We start from the raw sequence: 18,338 nt of genomic DNA on the forward strand, positions 1-18,338 counted from the left end.
TATCGGGCAAATAATGGTATTGATCCGGAAACCGGCGAGCCGTGGAAATCGGATACCCTTACCAAAGATAGAATGATTAAAAAAGATCAGGCCGGCAATATTAAAACCTATATCAAGTGTGAATTTATCCAGCATAAAAATTTTTGTAATCATATGTTTTATAACGATAACTGGCATATCCAAGTATGGATTAGTTATAACCGTAGTTATCTTCCGCAGTGGCAGGAGATGGAGGGCAATATTATCAATATACTGAATAGCTGGCGGGTAAGTCGGGAAGGCAAACTGCTGGGCAAACAGATTGGTAAGGCCTAGTTTTTGATAGTGGTACAACTTGTTGATTATCTTAGGGAGAAGAGCATGTTAGAAGCACAAAAAGTAAGTAAAAGCGAAATTGAGGCATGGCGTAAGCAGATTGAAAATGGTGATTTATCCGATGTTGGCGAGGTGTATCAGCAACTGGCCAAACGTGGCTATCATTATGCTGAATGGGCCTATGGGGTAGCTTCTGCGAATACCATTACCGGTAATGGCGCACTGGAATATATGCAGACGGTGGCGAATAAAAATAATCATACTTTAACGACCGATGAAATCAATAAGATTCGCCGCGGCATGGCCTTGGGCTATCTGGAAATGCTGGAGAAAAAGGCCGGTTCAGGTAGTGTCAATCAGGATATTACTTATCAACAAATGAAAGAGTTCCATATTAAGGTATTTGAAACTAATAATGTTGATATTAACTACTGGACGCTATATGAGCCGATGCGCTTGATCGAACGCTATGCTTCAGCCAAACTGCCCAATGGGCAGGCACTTACGGGCGAAGATATTGTCGAATTAATGTGGGAACATATGTGGAAAACCGGAGGTACCAGCATAAAAGGCTTGGATTGTAGTTATGAGCTATTTAATATAGTGAAAGATATTAAAAGTGGTTATATCTATATTAATAAAACAACTGGAATGCCAACATCAACAACCAAAATAAATATATTCTGGAGTTATCAGCATTTAGGTACAGACCAAATTCCACCATATGCGGAACATGATGGCTATGCAAAAATTGCTATTTCTGCTTCTGATCAGGCTTTGGCTGCCAATTGGATAAAAAACACTCAAATGGCTGATTCATTAAAGGATTTTTTAGCAGAAAAAGCACTCGAGGGTTCACAAAATTTATGGTACAAGGAATATGCTCCTCCATCTTATCAATCTACAGGCAGCTATTTTGCCAACAAGAAAAATACCGACGCTTCACTACAGCAGTTTAGATTCAACTGGTCATTAGTGGGAGGCAAAGGGTTAACGCAATGGGTTATTGCAGCAGTATTAAATACCAATAGTATTAATTCATCTAACCCGCGGGTTAATAGTATTAATCACGCTAATTTTGCCGAAAAAGGAGTAGGATTTGTCTTTGATCCGGTAAATGGTCATCGCCAGGAAATTGCCGGCCAGCCGGGCAAATTTGAATTTAAATACCAGCTGGCGTTTATCGATGAGCTGCCGGAAAAATTATTATCGCAGTTGCAGACATGGGAAAAACAAGGCAATCAACAAATGGTATCGCTGTATCTGAATGCACTGATGCAGCTTAATCCGGTGGTGATACTTAATCCGGACAAAATGCCGGCGGTACGTAAAATTGATGATGTAGGTAAAGAATGGATTAAGGTGCGCACCTGGATGATTCAGGAGATGCGCCTTGCTCAGGCAAATGAATATAAAAAAGTATTAGAAGGTAAAGGTCGAGGTCCTGAAAATTCGGCTTTAATAATGGGACAAACTTATAATTCTAAACAACAAAAATCATTAGTTGATTCGATTCGTAAACAGTACAAATTCGGCGCCGAAGATGCGATTGTGTTTCGTGATGAGCAGACCGGGCAAAGCTGGAGTACCGATGCCGATGCTGGCGATGACGCCCATCAGGTGGTGATGCTGGGCAATGGTAATACCAAGGTAGTAGGCGGCAAGCTGGCGGATGTGATTTTTGGCGGCAAGGGCAGTGATGATATCTCTGGCGGAGAGGGTGATGATTATCTGTTTGGCGGTGCCGGCAATGATACGCTCATGGGCGGTAAGGGCAATGATATTCTGGTGGGCGGTGATGGCGCAGACAAGTATTATTTTAACAGCGGCGATGGTAAAGATGAGATTTATGATTCTGACGGCAAGGGCAGTATTTTTATTGATAATCAACAATTTTCAAAAATAAAATGGACAGCAAAAGAAAATGATGTCTGGATTTCGGCCGACAATAAATGGCACATACATCTGGATAATATCACCGGCAATCTGGTGATTCAGTCGCTGGAAAATAAAGATGATGTTTTAACCATTGTCGGCTGGGATTATATGAGCGGCGGCAAGCTTGGTATCAGGCTGCCCAAATTCAAGGACAGTAATAACAATAAAATCAATAAAATTATTGGCGACTGGCGCACCAAAATTATTCATGAAGAAGGCTACTTTGAGCTGGACGAGAGTTTAGCCGGCCAATATTACTGGGGTTGGAAAAATCGCAATGCCAAAGGTGCGATTATTGGTGGTGTGGTAGAAAAAGGCTTTGAAGATGTGATTAAAGGCACAGACGGCGCCGATGAGATTAGTGGCCTTGATGGAGGAGATGCGATTGACGGCATGGCCGGCAACGATATTATTCTCGGCGGCGATGGCACGGATTTGCTTGCTGGAGGTGGCGGCTCCGACATCATCAAAGGCGGTGCCGGTGATGATTTTATCTGGGCTAATAATCATTTAACCATTGGTAATCGTGTTCGCCCGGATGAGCGCTGGACGATGCCGGCTGATGGTAAAAAACTGATTTATGCCGGCCCGAACTGGGGCATATATATTAATCAGCGAGGCCACATGATAACTTCTGGTCTTTATAGAGGAAGTGATGATGCTGCGGATGTGGGTGGAGACTTTTTATATGGTGGTGATGGCAATGACTATATTGTAGGCGGTAATCTGAATGATTATATTGAGGGTGATTCAGTAGCATCGGGCAGCACAGAACAGGGTGACGATACCATCTATGGTATGGCTGGTAATGATCATATTGTAGGCGGTAAGGGTAATGATCTTATATATGGCGATGGTATTCTCAGGCCAGGATTTCTGAATTCTCTGGATGGTGCCTTACATGGGGATGATTATATTGATGGCGGTGATGGCGATGATGGGATAGCTGGCGGTGGCGGCAATGATGTGATTATTGGCGGCAATGGTGATGATAATATATATGGCGATGCTGACAGTTATGAAACAGGGAAAATGCTGGACGCTAAATATCATGGCAATGACACCATTTATGGCGGAGCCGGTAATGACCAAATCTCTGGTGGTGGCGGTGATGATTATTTATATGGTGGTGATGACGACGATATAATCTGGGGCGATGCAGCGAATGCCAAAGAACCCCATCCGGAGCTTAATGGTAACGACCATATATGGGGCGATGCCGGCAATGATATTCTGGATGGTGGCTATGGCGATGATGTGATTCATGGCGGTGATGATAATGACAAGATTTCTGGAGGCGCCGGCAATGATGAACTGTATGGCGACGATGGCGATGACAAAATTGATGGTGACTGGTTAGATAAAGATATTGCTGAACATGGTAATGACTTTATTGATGGTGGTGCCGGCAATGATCAGCTAGCCGGTGGTGGCGACGACGACTGGATTATCGGTGGTGATGGCAATGATATACTATGGGGTGATGATGCTCGTGAAGGCCATGAGCTGAATACCACCATGACGGGGAATGATTATCTTTCCGGCGGCGCTGGCAATGACATGATTTTTGGCGGCTATGGCGATGATACACTGGATGGCGGCATCGACGATGACATCCTCTTTGGTGGTGGCGGCCGCGATACCATTTATGGCGGCGATGGTGATGACCAGATATCCGGTGATTTCAATTCTGGTGTCGGTATGGATATTGTGGCTACAGACAATAGCTATAACGATACTATTTACGCTGGTAACGGTAATGATCTGGTGGTGGGGCAGCTGGGTGATGACCTGATTTATGGCGGCGCGGGTAATGATAAGTTATTCGGTGATCAGGGCTGGGGAAATCCCAAAGAAAACCGGCTGCAGGATAATGGTAATGACACCATCTATGGCGAAGAAGGTGATGATTATATAGATGGTGGCTATGGCAATGATTACCTTGATGGTGGTACCGGCAACGACACCGTTTTTGGCGGTGGCGGCAATGATGTGATCTATGGCGGGGAGGGCAATGATTTCCTCAGCGGCGGTAATGCGATGAATATAAATGATACAGATACGGCCGGTGGTAATGATACGATACTTGGCGGCGACGGTAATGATACGATACTTGGCGGCGAAGGCGATGATCTGCTACAGGGCGATGAAGGAAATGATTACCTCAGCGGCGGTAATGGTAACGACCGGCTTTACGGCGGCGACGGGCTTGACTGGCTGCTTGGCGGCAAAGGCAATGACTATCTGAATGGTGGTACAGGTGATGATTACTTTGTGTTCAATAGTGGTGACGGTGTTACCACAATTGAGGATTACAGCGGGCAGTCGGTAGTGATTGTGGATGTGCCACTGGATCATCTGTCCATCAGTGCTTACAACAAAGGCATTAAAGTAACCAATGGAGTTAATGGGGATGTAATCTATCTGGTTGGCTATTATCTGGATGGACGTGCCAACAGCCTGGATATGAATAAATTATTATTTGCCCAGCCTAATGGTGGTAATTATTATATAACGCGCTCCTTACAGCAGTTTGCTGATAACATACAGCATCATAATGCCGCCAGGTACGACCGCATTATTGAAGGCAATGATAGGGATAATGAGCTTTTTGGTACGGCCGGCAAGGATTTGATGTATGGCTATGGCGGTAATGATATTTTACATGGCTATGACGGCAATGATTTGCTTGATGGCGGCGACGGCAATGATATTCTGTATGGCGGTGCCGGAGATGATCAGTTATTTGGTGGCACCGGCGAGGATATTCTGGAGGGAGGCAGCGGTAATGATTTGCTGGTTGGCGGTAGCTGGCAGCGGGATCGTTATGTATTCCGGGCTGGTTATGGACGCGATGAGGTGATTGACCAGGCAGCAAATGAATCGCAGGGTGATATTCTGGATTTTGCTGACTACCGTAGTGATGAATTGCGGCTAAGCCGGAATGGGGATGACCTGCTTATCGGCCATATTGGTTCACGTGATCAGGTACGGCTGGATAACTGGTTTGCGGATGCGTCATACCGGCAGTATCAGATTCATACTGCGGATGGTATGCACTATACAGCCGAACAGGTACAGCAATTGGTAGGAGCAATGGCTACTTTCTCCAGAGGCAGCAGTGAAGGCCGGATATGGGCGGCAGATGAGGTGAAGCAGTTTGCCCCGCCGAATATTCTTGCCGCCAACTGCGGTTAAGCCAAAAGCACTGTAGTATTGACAAGCCTGCAAATTATATTTGCAGGCTTTTTATTGTGGATAAAGATAGCTGAAACTAAGCCATAATAAATATTATTTCCCTTAACCCTGAAATTTTCAGGTAACGATAAAAACATTTCGATTCAATACCAACAGGCTATAAAAATATTTTGTACCCTGTCGTTGTATATGGCATCTGCTATCTAGGCTAATAAATTATGTTTTTCTGGCAGATGATATTAAATTCCTGTATCTGGTAGTTTGATTAATAAAACTAGCGCCAGGGTTTTAAAATCAAGCAATACGAGGAGCAGAGTAATTGTTTCCGGGCTGATTATCTATACTGCTGATATCATTTGCTATTACGAGAAAAAACCACTGCCGGCCTGAATTTAGCGGTTTGCTATTTGGCTAAATTCGGGCAATCATCTGATAAGTTATACCGGTTAATAATAACCGTATCTATTCTAATTCAATACTATAAACTGACTATCATTCACCCAGTATTTTCAATGTTTTAATTATCTGTATTCTAATTATCATTATTCAGGGGATGATCAAACAACCATGAATTAATCAGAGCTAATGGTTCTCTAATAAGAGAAATATAGTTCCTGTAATTTCTGAAACTTAAAGGTGCAGATAAGCCGGATACATCTTTTACTCCTGATCTTTTAGCTAACATGATAGAACGCAATAAGTGAAAATCATTGGTAACTACCACGGTTTTACCTAATGGTAATACTTTATTCGCATAAACAAACTGCTGAGCAGTACGTGTTGATTTATCTTCAAGATAAACCCTTGAGGCATCAATCCCGTTATCAATTAAATAACCAGCCATAACGCTTGCTTCTGTTGCCGGCTCGCCTTCTCCTTGTCCTCCGCAAACAACTACTTTGGTATTAGGGTTATTTTTCAAATAAACCAGAGCTTTATCTAAACGCCCTTTTAAAACAGGATGAGGTACTGCAGGATTACCCATTACCTGAGCACCTAAGATAACCATAGTATCAGCATTGTCTGCTGCTTTTTGCCGGGCGTAGAGATGAATAATGACATTACAGATAATAAAATAAGCTAAAACAATTATTACAAACCAATGAACCCATTTATAAATATTCATAATGCTTTTATTCATAACTATCCGTAAAATAATTGTTAATCAGTTCTATAAATTGAAAACAAATAACGCTATAACGTAAAATATGTCAGGGACTATAGCAACTAATCAGCATTTTATCCACAATAACAGCTACGATTTTATTACTCAAAATTTTGCAATGAATATCCAAACATAATTCCTGTCTTCTGCTATTAATTGATAACCGCTGATAAAACTGCCATGATTATTCAAGAGACAGCTTTTGCTTCAATTGCGCTGCGCAATCTCTGGCCATCTGTTTAAACTCATCAGCTTCAGCTTTTAAAAATAGTTTATCTGTAAATTGTTCAAATTCTTCCAAATTACCTATCAGACTCCCATTGTAAACAAGTTTTATTTCTCCCTGTAAATAAACTGTAAAAATAAAGGCTTTTATTGAATGGCATTTTTTATAAACTATATTTTTTATTTTTTTTATATCCAGTTCAATTGAGCCAAACATTAAATCTTCCGGCAATACACTGATTTTAGTATTCGTGATAGATAACTGCCTTTTTACAAATAAATTTTTTGGTAATTGCTTAATATTAGTGTCTTGCAAGTATAAATCGCCATTTAATTTTAAATTGTCTGGCAATTTTTTAATTGAGGAAGAACTCAGCCAGAGATCTCCTTCTACTTTTAAATCAGAAGGTAATGTTTTAACTCTGGTATTACTCAAAAACAACTCATTTTTTACAAATAAATTTTTTGGAAGCTTCTTAATCTTCGTTCTGTATAAATCTAAAGTTCCATTCACATTTAAATTATCCTGAATTTTTTTAATCTTTGTATTATGTAAGTCTAAATCACCGCCAATATGTAAATTTTTCGGTAATTTTTTTAGTTTTGAAGAACTTAAATTAAGATTACCGGCAACTTTTAAATTCTCAGGCAATGTTTCGATTCTGGTACAGCTCAGATCAAGATCTCCGCCAATAGTCAAATTATCCGGCAACTTTTTTATAGGGACATAACGTAAAGTCAGATCACCTTTTAACCCGAGATTATCCGGTAGCTGTTTTATTTTGGTATAACTCAGATATAAACTATTTTTTACTTCTATATTGGCAGGCAGTTGCTTTATCTTGGTAATACCTAAACCCAGACTTGAGCATTGTACATTTGAATGTTTTAATAATTTTTTGACTTCAGTACCATGCAATCTAAGATATCCGTTTACAATCAGATTATCCGGCAACTTTTTTATTTTTGTAAAACCCAAATCCAAACAATGGTTAATGGTTAAATTATCGGGTAGATTTTTAATTTTAGACCCGCATAAAGAAATACCCTTTTTCACCGTTAAATCATTTGGTATTTTCTTTATTCTGGTACCGTATAAATCCAACTTACCCCCAACCTTTAAATTTCCAGGTAACTTTTTAATTCGGGTATCACTTAAATCTAAATCACCCATAATGTCAAAATTATCTGGCAATTTTTTTACTTTGGTTCCGCATAAATTTAAATTGCCGCTTACAGATAAATTTTCAGGTAGTTTTTTAATTCTGGTACGGGCAATGTTCAGATCACCCTGTATATTAAGATTATCCGGCAATCTGTCAATTTTCGTATCTGACAAATTTAAAGAGCCAGCTACATCAAATCTTTCCGGTATATAGCAAAAATGCGACTCCCGCAAAGCCAAATTTCCTTTTACTTTCAGATTAGCAGGTAATGATTTAACAGGTGTTTGTTCTAAATTCAAATCTCCATTTACGGTTAAATTATCTGGTAATGATGCAATTCTGGTACAGAATAAATCTATAGAACCTTTTACATTTAAATTTTTCGGCCACGCTTTAATCTTAGTTGCGCGCGCACATAAATCACCATTTACGGTTAAATTATCCGGCAATTTTTTTATTGTTGTTAATCGCAAATTGAGATCACCGTTAATAATAAGATTATCCGGTAAATGTTTGATTCTCACTTCATCCAGATTAAGAGATTCCAATATTGTGATTGAATTATCCCCAATACTGTATTTAATCTGCTGTGTATTTAAATATGTGATAAATTGTTCCATAACTTATTTCTCTGTGTCTTCAGCTTAAGTCACTTAATACAAATCAATTGGATGGAGTTGAATTAAAAACATTACAAAATATGTTTATGCTATTTTTAATAAATTACTGCCGGCCAAATATATCTGAGTCACGTACTGGCAAATTCAGCATTTTTTGCAGCTGTCGGCCAGTACTTTGTACATTAAGTTAATTAATTCTGATTTTTTTCTGCAATTCCTCTACGCAATCTCTAGCTGCCTGTTTAAGCTTACCTGCCTGCGGGTCAAGAAATCTCTGGTTAACAAATCGCTCATATTCTTTCAGATTACCAATCAGGGATTTATTCTGAAAAATTTTATATTCACCATTCAAATAAGCTGCAAAGATAGTTTTTCTTTTAGCTGTACAATTTTTCCGGTAAGCAATATTTTTAATCTTTTTAAGATCAAGACTTAACCATTTAAGCTCAAGATTTTCCGGCAGATATCTGATTTGAGTTTTTCTCAGGTCGATGCCTTCTTCAAGTTTCAGATTTTCGGGTAATTTTTTAATTTTGGTATAATTTAACAGCAGTTTTTTACCGACCTGCAAATTTTTGGGTAACTTTTTAATTTTGCTGCCACACAATACCAGATTCTCCCAAACATGGAGATTATCAGGCAAGCGAGAAATTTTTGTTACGTTTATACATAAGTTTTTTATCTCAGTAAAATTTGAGGGTAGCTTTTTTACTGGTGTACAGGCTAAATTTATTCCATTGGCTATATTAAAATGACTGGAAATTTTTTTTATTTTGGTACCCGATAAGTTTAGCTCACCTCCCACTGAAAGATTTTTAGGTAATTGTTTAATTGACGTCCTCTCAATAGATAATTGTTCAATAGATAATTGTCCGCCAACAGTCAGCTTTGCAGGAAATTTTTTGATTTTTGCGTCCTCCAGATTCAGATTTTCATTTATAGTCAGCTCTGCAGGAAATTTTTTGATTTTACAGCTATTCAGGTCCAGACTGGATTGTATTTTTAAATTCTCTGGTACTTTCTTAATTTTATTACAACTTAGATCCAGGCTAATGCAAGTAGCTTTAAAATTTTTAAGTAACTGATTGATTGTACTGCACCCTCTCAATGCTAAACATCCATTGACTCTTAGATTAGCAGGTAATTTTTTGATTTGTGTTCCAGACAAATCCAGATTACCGTTCACCGTTAGATTATCCGGTAATTTTCTGATTTCCGTATAGCATAAATCCAGATCAGCTTTTACCTGTACATCCTTTGGAAATTTCTTAATTTTGGAGGAAGCCAGAATCAGACTACCATCTACTTTCAGATTTTCAGGTAACTTTGTGATATCAGTACGACCCAAATTAAGACTACCCTTGATAGTAAACTTTTCCGGTAGTCGGGTAATTCTGGTTGAAGAAATATCTAAATCTCCGGCAACTGCCAAAGTTTCCGGTAATTCCAGTATATAGGTATTTTGTAAAGATAAATTGCCGTTTATTGTCAGACTTTCTGGTAGCGACTGCACATAGCTGAAGGATAAATCTAATGCACCGCCTATTATAAGCTTTTCCGGCAACGTTATTATTTTGGTATAAGAGGCGTTTAGTTCTCCATGAACCACCAGATTGTCCGGTAATATACTGATTTCAGTACCGGATAGATTCAGATTCCCATAGACAATCAGATTATCCGGTAAATTTCTGATTTTGGTTTCAGAAATATCCAGATTGCCTTTAATAATTAAATTGTCAGGCAGTGATTTTAGACAGGGTTGATAAAAGCACAGATTATCCAGTACCCGGATAACATCATTCTCAACCTTATATTTAATGTTTTTTTGATTTAATATTTCGATAAATTTTTTCATTGATTTAGTATGTTAGCATACTGGTAAAAATTAAGGGAAGGTAACTTAGTTGCATACATTTCCAGAAAGCTGGTATTAATATCATGCAGTTTCAGTATATATTTTCAGTATAAATATCTATTTCTAATTAAAAAGTTACAAAGCTGAATAAGTGCTTTGACTTTATCCGGTCTGGTTTTATTGTCAGCCAGTATTCAATATATTAAGTTTTATGAGTACTGAGTTTTCTCTGCAATTGCTCTACGCAATCCCTGGCTGCCTGTTTAAGCTTACTTGCCTGCGGATCAATAAATCTCTGGTTAACAAATTGCTCATACTCTTGCAGGGTACCAACCAGGTATTCATTCTGAAAAATTTTATATTCACCATTCAAATAAGCTGCAAAAATGGTTTTTCTTTTAGCTGTACAATTTTTCCGGTAAGCAATATTTTTAATCTTTTTAAGATCAAGGCTTAACCATTTGAGCTCCAGATTTTCGGGCAAAAATCTGATTGAAGTTTTTTTCAGGTTTATACCATGATCAAGTTTCAGGTTATTCGGTAGCTTTTTAATCCGGGTATTATTTAACAGCAATGTATTACCAACCTGTAATTTTTTAGGTAATTTTTTAATTCGGCTATTTCTCAGATCCAGATAATCCTCAACATTGAGCTTATCTGGCAAACGGTTAATTTTAGTTTCCTCTATTGCCAGTTTTTTTATCTTGATAAGATTCTGAGGTAATTTTTTTACTTTAGTCAAAGTTAAGTCCAGCCCATTGACTACATTAACATGACTGGGAATTTTTTTAACCGGGCAACCCCATAAATACAGCTCACCTCCTACTGAAAGTTTTTTAGGTAGTTTTTTAATCGGTACCAGCAAAAGAGATAAATCGCCACCAACATGCAAAATTTCAGGCAATTTTTTTATTTTTGCGTCATCCAGGTTCAAATTTCCGTTTATATTCATTTTTTTGGGAAATTTTTTGATTTTGCATTCATTCAAATACAGATTGGATTGGATTTTTAAATTCTCTGGTATTTTTTTGATTTTATTAAAGCACAAATCCAGACTAGTGCATATAGCCCTAAAATTTTTAAGTAATTTATTGATTTTTCGACAGCTTTCCAGACCTAAACATCCATTGACTCTTAGATTAGCAGGTAATTTTTTAATTTTTGTTCCTGATAAATCCAGATCTCCGTTCACCGTCAGATTATCCGGTAATTTTCTGATTTCTGTAAAACGTAAGTTTAAATTATTTTTTACCTGAATATTCTTTGGTAATTTCTTAATTTTGGAGGCAGCCAGAATCAGGCTACCATCTACTTTCAGATTTTCAGGTAACTTTGTGATACGGGTATTACTCAAATCAAGATCATCGGTTATATGCAGATTAGCAGGCAGAGTATTGATACCGCTTTTTTCCAGACAAAGACTGCCTTTTATCGTAAATTTTTCCGGTAATCGGGTTATTCTGGTTGAAGAGGCATCCAGGTCTCCGGCAACAACCAAATTCTCCGGTAATTCCAGTATATAACTATTCTGTAAATATAAATTACCGTTTATTGTCAGATTTTCTGGTAGCGACTGAATATAGCTATAGGATAAATCCAGCGCACCACCAACAATTAGCGTTTCCGGTAAAACTTGTATTTTGGTACGAGAGGCGATAAGTTTGCCCTGAACCACTAAATTTTCCGGTAACACTCTGATTTGTGTACCGGATATATTCAGCTCCCCGCGAAAAATCATATTTTCCGGCAGTTTACTGATTTTAGTATAGGACATATTCAGATTACCGCAGACAATCAGGTTATCCGGTAACCGGCTTATTTTTGTTCTGGAGATATCCAGATCACCTTCAATAATTAAATTATCCGGCAGTGATTTAAGTGGATTTTGATAAAAGCACAGATTATCCGGTACGCGGATAATGTCATTTTCAACTGTATAGTTAATATTTTTTTGGTTTAATATTTCGATGAAATTTTTCATTGATTTAGTATGTTAATCATACTGGTAAGGTTTATTGAACATAACTTAGCGGCAAATATTCAGATTCAATTTATTTAGATCAGCATCATCTGATAAATAATTGAAATAAATATTATATGCAGTTTTTGTATACATTTGTTTTTGTGCATATTTCAGCACAGATATATATTTCTAATTTAAAAAGTGACTGAGCTGAACAGTATTCAGACTGAAACAAAGCTGCTTTTGCTGTTGAATGAAAAGTATTAAAGAATTAAATACGGCTATATTATAAAAATAATAATTAATCATCGCCAGTAAGGTAAATAAACTGCTAAACAGTTATCAGAGTTCCTGAAATGTACAGCATTAAACAGTAAATGTAAACTTTAATTTATTCATTAGCTACATATTTATCAGTAGCTGGTTATCAGCGAATATTCAATCTGATTTTTATCTGCTATGTCTGCATAATGGTTTATCTGGTTTTAATTACCGCTGTATTTCAAGTCATATTTCTATCAGATTTCCGTTTTATCACTCCTGTCCAGTTCAGTTATTGCCGTTTGAACAGAAATAACTTTTGTCAGAGGTACCGGATATTTTTTGTTGTGTCACCTCATCTGTGCGGCTCAGCACTTTACTGTTGTAAAGATACAGCAGATACCGGTTCTTTTAGTGTATCTTCTATCCCGCGTTAGCTTAACTATGATTATAAACAAGATATACTTATGGATTTCTGGTTATTTACATACCGGTTATTTGTTGTATTTCGATGAAAAATCATTACGGATAATTTATGGCTATTCTGGTAACAGGTGGTGCCGGCTTTATTGGCTCTCACACGACTGTACAATTACTTAATGCCGGCTACAATGTGATTATTATTGATAATCTGTGTAATGCATCGCCAGTGGTACTCGAGCGTTTAAAACAGATTACCGGTAAAGAGGTAACTTTTTATCAGGGCGATATTCGCGACCGTACGTTGCTGCAACAGGTATTTAAACAGCACAGTATTGAGCATGTGCTGCATTTTGCCGGCTTAAAAGCAGTCGGTGAAAGTGTACGGGAGCCGCTGAAATATTATGATAATAATGTCTGTGGCAGCCTGATTCTGGTTGAAGAAATGGCCAAAGCAGGTATTTTCAATCTGGTTTTCAGTTCTTCAGCTACAGTTTACGGTACACCGGCTTCGGTTCCGATTGATGAAAACGCGGCTACCGGCGGAACCACCAATCCGTACGGAACATCCAAATATATGGTAGAGCGGATGTTAACGGATATACAGGCAGCAGATGCGCGCTGGAGTATGACATTACTGCGTTATTTCAATCCGGTGGGCGCGCATGAATCCGGATTGATTGGTGAAGATCCGAATGGCATTCCGAATAATTTATTACCGTATATCTGTCAGGTAGCTGTTGGTAAACTGGCACAGCTATCGGTATTTGGTAACGATTATCCTACTGCCGATGGTACCGGTGTCCGTGATTATATCCATGTAATGGATCTGGCCGACGGCCACTTAAGTGCCATGCGCGTTACAAATAATCAGCCCGGTGTACATATTTATAATCTGGGTACAGGGCGGGGTTATTCGGTACTGGAAATCATACATGCCTTTGAACAGGCCAGCGGCAAAAAAATTCCTTATCAGATTGTCCCGCGCCGGGCAGGAGATATTGCTGTGTGCTATGCCAATCCTGAACGCGCAGCCGAACAACTGGGCTGGACAGCTCAGCGCAGTCTGACCAGTATGATGACCGATGCATGGCACTGGCAACAGCTCAATCCGCAGGGCTACAACAGCCACAATGAAATCTGATTACTGAATATCAGCTTATTATAAACACTTAACCCACTGATGTTTCAGTGGGTTAAGTGTTTTCGGTTTTTGAGTTTAGATGCAAAAATTTAACGCTAATCGTTACGCCGCTCCTGAAAGTAGATTTAGATAAAAGATGTTTGAGGTCATTACCGGTTAACTATCTCTAACTAACTGGTGAGTCACATTATAATATAATGAGAATTATTATCAATAACAATTTGGTAATTTTTACAATTTGTTTTTCCGGTCTCTATTCCAACACCTGATCTGCGTATAATAAGTATTCCTGCATTCGCGCGGACAAAGCTTGTTTTCGGTATAATTGCCCACAATTTGCTTTTCTGATTAAATCTTTCTCTGTCTGTGCTTTTTGTCACAACCTAATTTTTGACAGCTCATGCCTATCTCTACTCAAACCGCGCAACTTGTTCACCAACAGCTACTGGCCGACAACGAACTGGCTGTAGCTGATTTTACCCGTGCACTCTCCCTGATGGGAGCACACCATATTGATTATGCTGATATTTACTGCCAGCGCAGTACCTATGAAAGCTGGCATCTGGAAGAAGGCATGGTCAAATCAGGCAGTTTTCAGATTGAGCAGGGCGTCGGTGTCCGAGCGGTAAGTGGTGAAAAAACAGCATTTGCTTACGCCGACAATCTGAATGTGCAGGCATTAACAGATGCAGCACAGGCTGTACGGGCAATTGGTCAGGCCGGTCAGCAGCGCTCAGTGGGACTAACTTCTCTGCCGTCAGTCAAACCGCTGTATGCAATGGCTAATCCGATGCTCAGTCTGGATGCCGGAGAGAAAGTGGCTTTATTACAGCGTGTGGAGGCACTGGCAAAAGCTGCTGATCCGCGTATTGTGCAGGTAATGGCCGGGCTGGTATGCGAGCATGAACTGATTTATCTGGCGCGACTGGACGGCCGGATACACACTGATGTCCGCCCGCTTGTCCGTTTATCTGTTACTGTGATTGCCAAACAGGGAGAAAGGCGTGAGCAGGGCAGCAGTGGCGGTGGCGGCCGCTTTGATCTGGGTTATTTTGATGAAGCCATGCTCAAATCATATGTAGATACAGCCGTTGCTCAGGCACTGACCAATCTGGAAGCCCGTCCGGCACCTGCCGGTCAGATGACGGTAGTACTGGGCAATGGCTGGCCGGGTGTATTGTTACATGAAGCTGTAGGTCATGGTCTGGAAGGTGATTTTAACCGCAAAGGAACCAGTGCATTTGCCGGCCGTTTAGGTGAACGCGTAGCTGCTAAAGGTGTGACTGTTGTTGATCAGGGTAATATTGCAGAACGCCGTGGTTCGCTGAACATTGATGATGAGGGCAATGCTACACAGCGTACGGTACTGATTGAAGATGGTATTTTATGCGGCTATTTGCAGGATGAAACCAATGCACGTTTAATGGGCGTCCCTGTGACCGGTAATGGCCGGCGTGAAAATTACGCCTCAGCACCGATGCCGCGCATGACCAATACTTATATGGAAAACGGCCGGCTTAATCCGGAAGAGATTATTGCTTCTGTCGATAAGGGCTTGTATGCGGTTAATTTTGGCGGCGGACAGGTCGATATTACCAGTGGTAAATTTGTATTCAGTGCTTCGGAAGCCTGGTGGGTTGAAAACGGTAAGCTGCAATATCCGGTAAAAGGAGCCACCATTATTGGCAGTGGTCCGGAAGTATTAAAACACGTTAGTATGATAGGCAATAACAGTAGTCTGGATAGTGGCGTAGGTATCTGCGGTAAAGACGGGCAAAGCGTGCCGGTAGGTGTGGGACAGCCTACGCTGCGTATTGATGCCGGTCTTACTGTGGGCGGCAGCCAGACATAATTTACCTGAACAGCAAACAGCATAACGGGCACAAATTACTGTGCCCGTTATGCTGTTTGTTTATGCGGATAGATACGTATTTATTATAAATTACATCTGAATTTCCCGAAAATTAATATGCATATTCTCATTGCGCTTGTTGAAATCAAATTTGCTTTTTTCAGGTATCAGTTATTGATTACAATGATCTGCAAGTATCGCGCAGCAAATAACCGGAAAACAGCAATCCGGTAGGTATCAGATTCATATTATTATGATATTGGCATTAATACCAATCTGCATTATAATTTATTACACATTTCATAACACTAATCTGAATCACACTTTCAGGCTGAGCCGTTTCAGCTATAAAAAAATTATGCAGATAAATAATATTTATTTATGTGAATATAGAGTAATATCAGTTAATTATTCTGATATATCACTTTATTATTAACTTTTCTACCCTCAATTATTCAGAAAGTACTCATATGTTTTTTATCAAAAAAAACAAATCCAGACTCAGCCTGAAAAAATTCCTGATAATCAGTTTTTTCTTAAGTTTCAATGTTAGTTTGGCCATGGCACAGGATGCTTCAGATGATAGTGCGCAACAGGCACGGATACGCATCTTCGGGCAGAATGGCAAACCGACTAATATGAAATACAGTTTTCAGGGACATGAGGTAAAAGAATCAACCGGTGGTTCCTTAGGCGGGGCATTCGCTTCATCATTAGGTCTGGCTCGTAACAGCACCATTGGTATACCGGCAACGGCTACTTTGGATACAATGAAACGACATAATCATAATTTGTCTAAGCTGTACTACCGTGAATTCACTATTCCCGCTAATGTACCGATTACCATATCCAATGCCATTATTGGTCTGACCAATGTTAATAATACTCATAATGATGGCAAAATTATTTCCTATCAGCCCTCCTGCCAGAGTAACAAACTTACTTTTGTAGCCGAACCGGGTAAAGATTACGAGGCTATCGCGGCATCTGCATCAGCCCAATGCGGGGTTATTCTGCAAGAAGTGCATCCGGACGGCACAACTACATCACTTATTAAGGGTGATTAAGCGATCTGCTAAAATCGCCAACCAATATAAAAGGCAGTCTGACTGCCTTTTATCAGTTCCGGAATACAATGGGCTAATCATGCTCTGCTCCAGCCTTGCAAGCATTTTGCTGAAGGCTGGAAAAATTTTTATTTGCTGATATTAAATCCAACATTATTCAAGTAATTTAATTGTCTGTATCAGTACAACCAATAGAGTATTGTGATATTTTTCTGTTTACTATCAGATTATTGATGAGACCAATATCAAAAATTCTGTCGATTAAACTGCGTATGTTTATCAGCCATATGTTTTGAAAGTTAAAGGTAATGGTTTGAATTGGTATACGCTGTAGATCTTCCGCCAATGTGAATAATATATTTATTGCATTCTGGCTATTTCTGATCAGCTTATATTTAGCCAAATCAGGCCGGCAAAAATCATTAACTTTAAAATAAAAAATTATTTCTGAACAGATTTTGAGTGTTACAGACACTCAATCATGCATATCTATAACATGCCTCATTCAGAGCTAACCGGCACTTCTCTGAGTGCTGATATATCTTGATTCAATCCTATTTCGTTTCTGATGATATCTGTCAATTTTTTTGTTCCGGCATTTGTCCGTTTACTTTATACAAAAAAGTGGCTGGATTTGCCGGAATTATTTATCCAGCAAATCCAGCCACTTATTTAATTACTACGGCTTAATTAGATTCTACGGCTGCCTGTACATCACTGTACGGAGCAGCTTTAGTATCAGAATTTGTAGTAGCGCAGGCAGTTAGTAACAGAGCAGCCAGTACGGCACCAATTCCCAATAGCTTTTTCATCATTGTGTCCTTTAACGGTTGGTTTGAAAAACTATTTTCACAATCTAGCTTAACTTCATTAATATAACAATTGTTCCGTGCAGATTTTGCATTTTCCAACTGCATATAATACCCATTTTACGACACTCATCTATTTTAGTATTACTCTGCTACTCATTTACATCGAATTAACTTGACCAAATAAATTAATGACTGGTATGTGACGTTTCCACACCGGTTTTGATATCCCCATACACCTGGGTTTGCCCTTTACCTGAGCCATCGCTGGCACAGCCTGCCAACGCCAGCAGACTGCATAATAAACTTAAAGACAAGAATTTTTTCATTTTTTATAGTC

The 18,338-nt window shown here is 39.2% G+C and carries 11 protein-coding genes; 5 read left to right on the top strand and 6 right to left on the bottom strand.

Features of this window, described 5'->3' with window-relative positions; genetic code table 11:
* Positions 1-315 (top strand): hypothetical protein (locus tag GYY70_RS11640; RefSeq protein ID WP_174832477.1); only part of this gene is annotated, 315 nt, incomplete at its 5' end.
* Positions 316-360: 45 nt separating this feature from the next.
* On the top strand, positions 361-5,451 hold the full coding sequence (locus GYY70_RS12285; protein WP_180214764.1) for a calcium-binding protein: 5,091 nt from the start codon (positions 361-363) through the stop codon (positions 5,449-5,451).
* 532 nt (positions 5,452-5,983) lie between these two features.
* Here the strand turns inward: GYY70_RS12285 and GYY70_RS11695 are convergent.
* From GYY70_RS11695 to GYY70_RS11710, 4 genes are all read right to left on the bottom strand, one after another.
* Complete coding sequence (locus GYY70_RS11695) at positions 5,984-6,592, bottom strand: YdcF family protein (protein ID WP_174832480.1); 609 nt, start codon at positions 6,590-6,592, stop codon at positions 5,984-5,986.
* Positions 6,593-6,800: 208 nt separating this feature from the next.
* Positions 6,801-8,627, bottom strand: coding sequence for a hypothetical protein (locus tag GYY70_RS11700; protein WP_174832482.1), 1,827 nt, complete (start codon positions 8,625-8,627; stop codon positions 6,801-6,803).
* 187 nt (positions 8,628-8,814) lie between these two features.
* Positions 8,815-10,482: a hypothetical protein gene (locus GYY70_RS11705; RefSeq protein WP_174832484.1), complete on the bottom strand. Its 1,668-nt coding sequence runs from the start codon at positions 10,480-10,482 to the stop codon at positions 8,815-8,817.
* A gap of 202 nt (positions 10,483-10,684) precedes the next feature.
* Positions 10,685-12,463 carry a hypothetical protein gene (locus tag GYY70_RS11710; protein ID WP_174832486.1) on the bottom strand — a complete coding sequence of 593 codons (1,779 nt, stop codon included), beginning with the start codon at positions 12,461-12,463 and terminating at the stop codon, positions 10,685-10,687.
* A 778-nt stretch (positions 12,464-13,241) separates the two neighbouring features.
* Between GYY70_RS11710 and galE the strand changes: the two genes are divergently transcribed.
* From galE to GYY70_RS11725, 3 genes are all read left to right on the top strand, one after another.
* Positions 13,242-14,270, top strand: a complete 1,029-nt coding sequence (gene galE / locus GYY70_RS11715; protein ID WP_174832488.1) for a UDP-glucose 4-epimerase GalE — start codon at positions 13,242-13,244, stop codon at positions 14,268-14,270.
* A gap of 400 nt (positions 14,271-14,670) precedes the next feature.
* Positions 14,671-16,122 (top strand): metalloprotease TldD, encoded by a 1,452-nt coding sequence (tldD, locus tag GYY70_RS11720; protein ID WP_084554522.1) that lies wholly within the window; start codon positions 14,671-14,673, stop codon positions 16,120-16,122.
* Between the two features lie 470 nt (positions 16,123-16,592).
* Complete coding sequence (locus tag GYY70_RS11725) at positions 16,593-17,189, top strand: hypothetical protein (protein ID WP_174832490.1); 597 nt, start codon at positions 16,593-16,595, stop codon at positions 17,187-17,189.
* A gap of 686 nt (positions 17,190-17,875) precedes the next feature.
* On the opposite strand, the gene GYY70_RS12260 is transcribed toward GYY70_RS11725, so the two are convergent.
* Complete coding sequence (locus GYY70_RS12260; protein WP_255454304.1) at positions 17,876-18,001, bottom strand: hypothetical protein; 126 nt, start codon at positions 17,999-18,001, stop codon at positions 17,876-17,878.
* Positions 18,002-18,186: 185 nt separating this feature from the next.
* On the bottom strand, positions 18,187-18,327 hold the full coding sequence (locus GYY70_RS11730; RefSeq protein WP_171991516.1) for a hypothetical protein: 141 nt from the start codon (positions 18,325-18,327) through the stop codon (positions 18,187-18,189).
* Between the last annotated feature and the right edge of the window lie 11 nt (positions 18,328-18,338).

It is taken from the genome of Snodgrassella sp. ESL0324, assembly GCF_013344955.1.
Classification (GTDB): domain Bacteria; phylum Pseudomonadota; class Gammaproteobacteria; order Burkholderiales; family Neisseriaceae; genus Snodgrassella; species Snodgrassella alvi.

What these genes read in the sequence shown, in the direction of transcription:
- GYY70_RS12285 (WP_180214764.1), top strand. Translation starts at nt 361, where the DNA reads ATGTTAGAAGCACAAAAAGTAAGTAAAAGCGAAATTGAGGCATGGCGT.
- GYY70_RS11695 (WP_174832480.1), bottom strand. Translation starts at nt 6,592, where the DNA reads ATGAATAAAAGCATTATGAATATTTATAAATGGGTTCATTGGTTTGTA.
- GYY70_RS11700 (WP_174832482.1), bottom strand. Translation starts at nt 8,627, where the DNA reads ATGGAACAATTTATCACATATTTAAATACACAGCAGATTAAATACAGT.
- GYY70_RS11705 (WP_174832484.1), bottom strand. Translation starts at nt 10,482, where the DNA reads ATGAAAAAATTTATCGAAATATTAAATCAAAAAAACATTAAATATAAG.
- GYY70_RS11710 (WP_174832486.1), bottom strand. Translation starts at nt 12,463, where the DNA reads ATGAAAAATTTCATCGAAATATTAAACCAAAAAAATATTAACTATACA.
- galE (WP_174832488.1), top strand. Translation starts at nt 13,242, where the DNA reads ATGGCTATTCTGGTAACAGGTGGTGCCGGCTTTATTGGCTCTCACACG.
- tldD (WP_084554522.1), top strand. Translation starts at nt 14,671, where the DNA reads ATGCCTATCTCTACTCAAACCGCGCAACTTGTTCACCAACAGCTACTG.
- GYY70_RS11725 (WP_174832490.1), top strand. Translation starts at nt 16,593, where the DNA reads ATGTTTTTTATCAAAAAAAACAAATCCAGACTCAGCCTGAAAAAATTC.
- GYY70_RS12260 (WP_255454304.1), bottom strand. Translation starts at nt 18,001, where the DNA reads ATGAAAAAGCTATTGGGAATTGGTGCCGTACTGGCTGCTCTGTTACTA.
- GYY70_RS11730 (WP_171991516.1), bottom strand. Translation starts at nt 18,327, where the DNA reads ATGAAAAAATTCTTGTCTTTAAGTTTATTATGCAGTCTGCTGGCGTTG.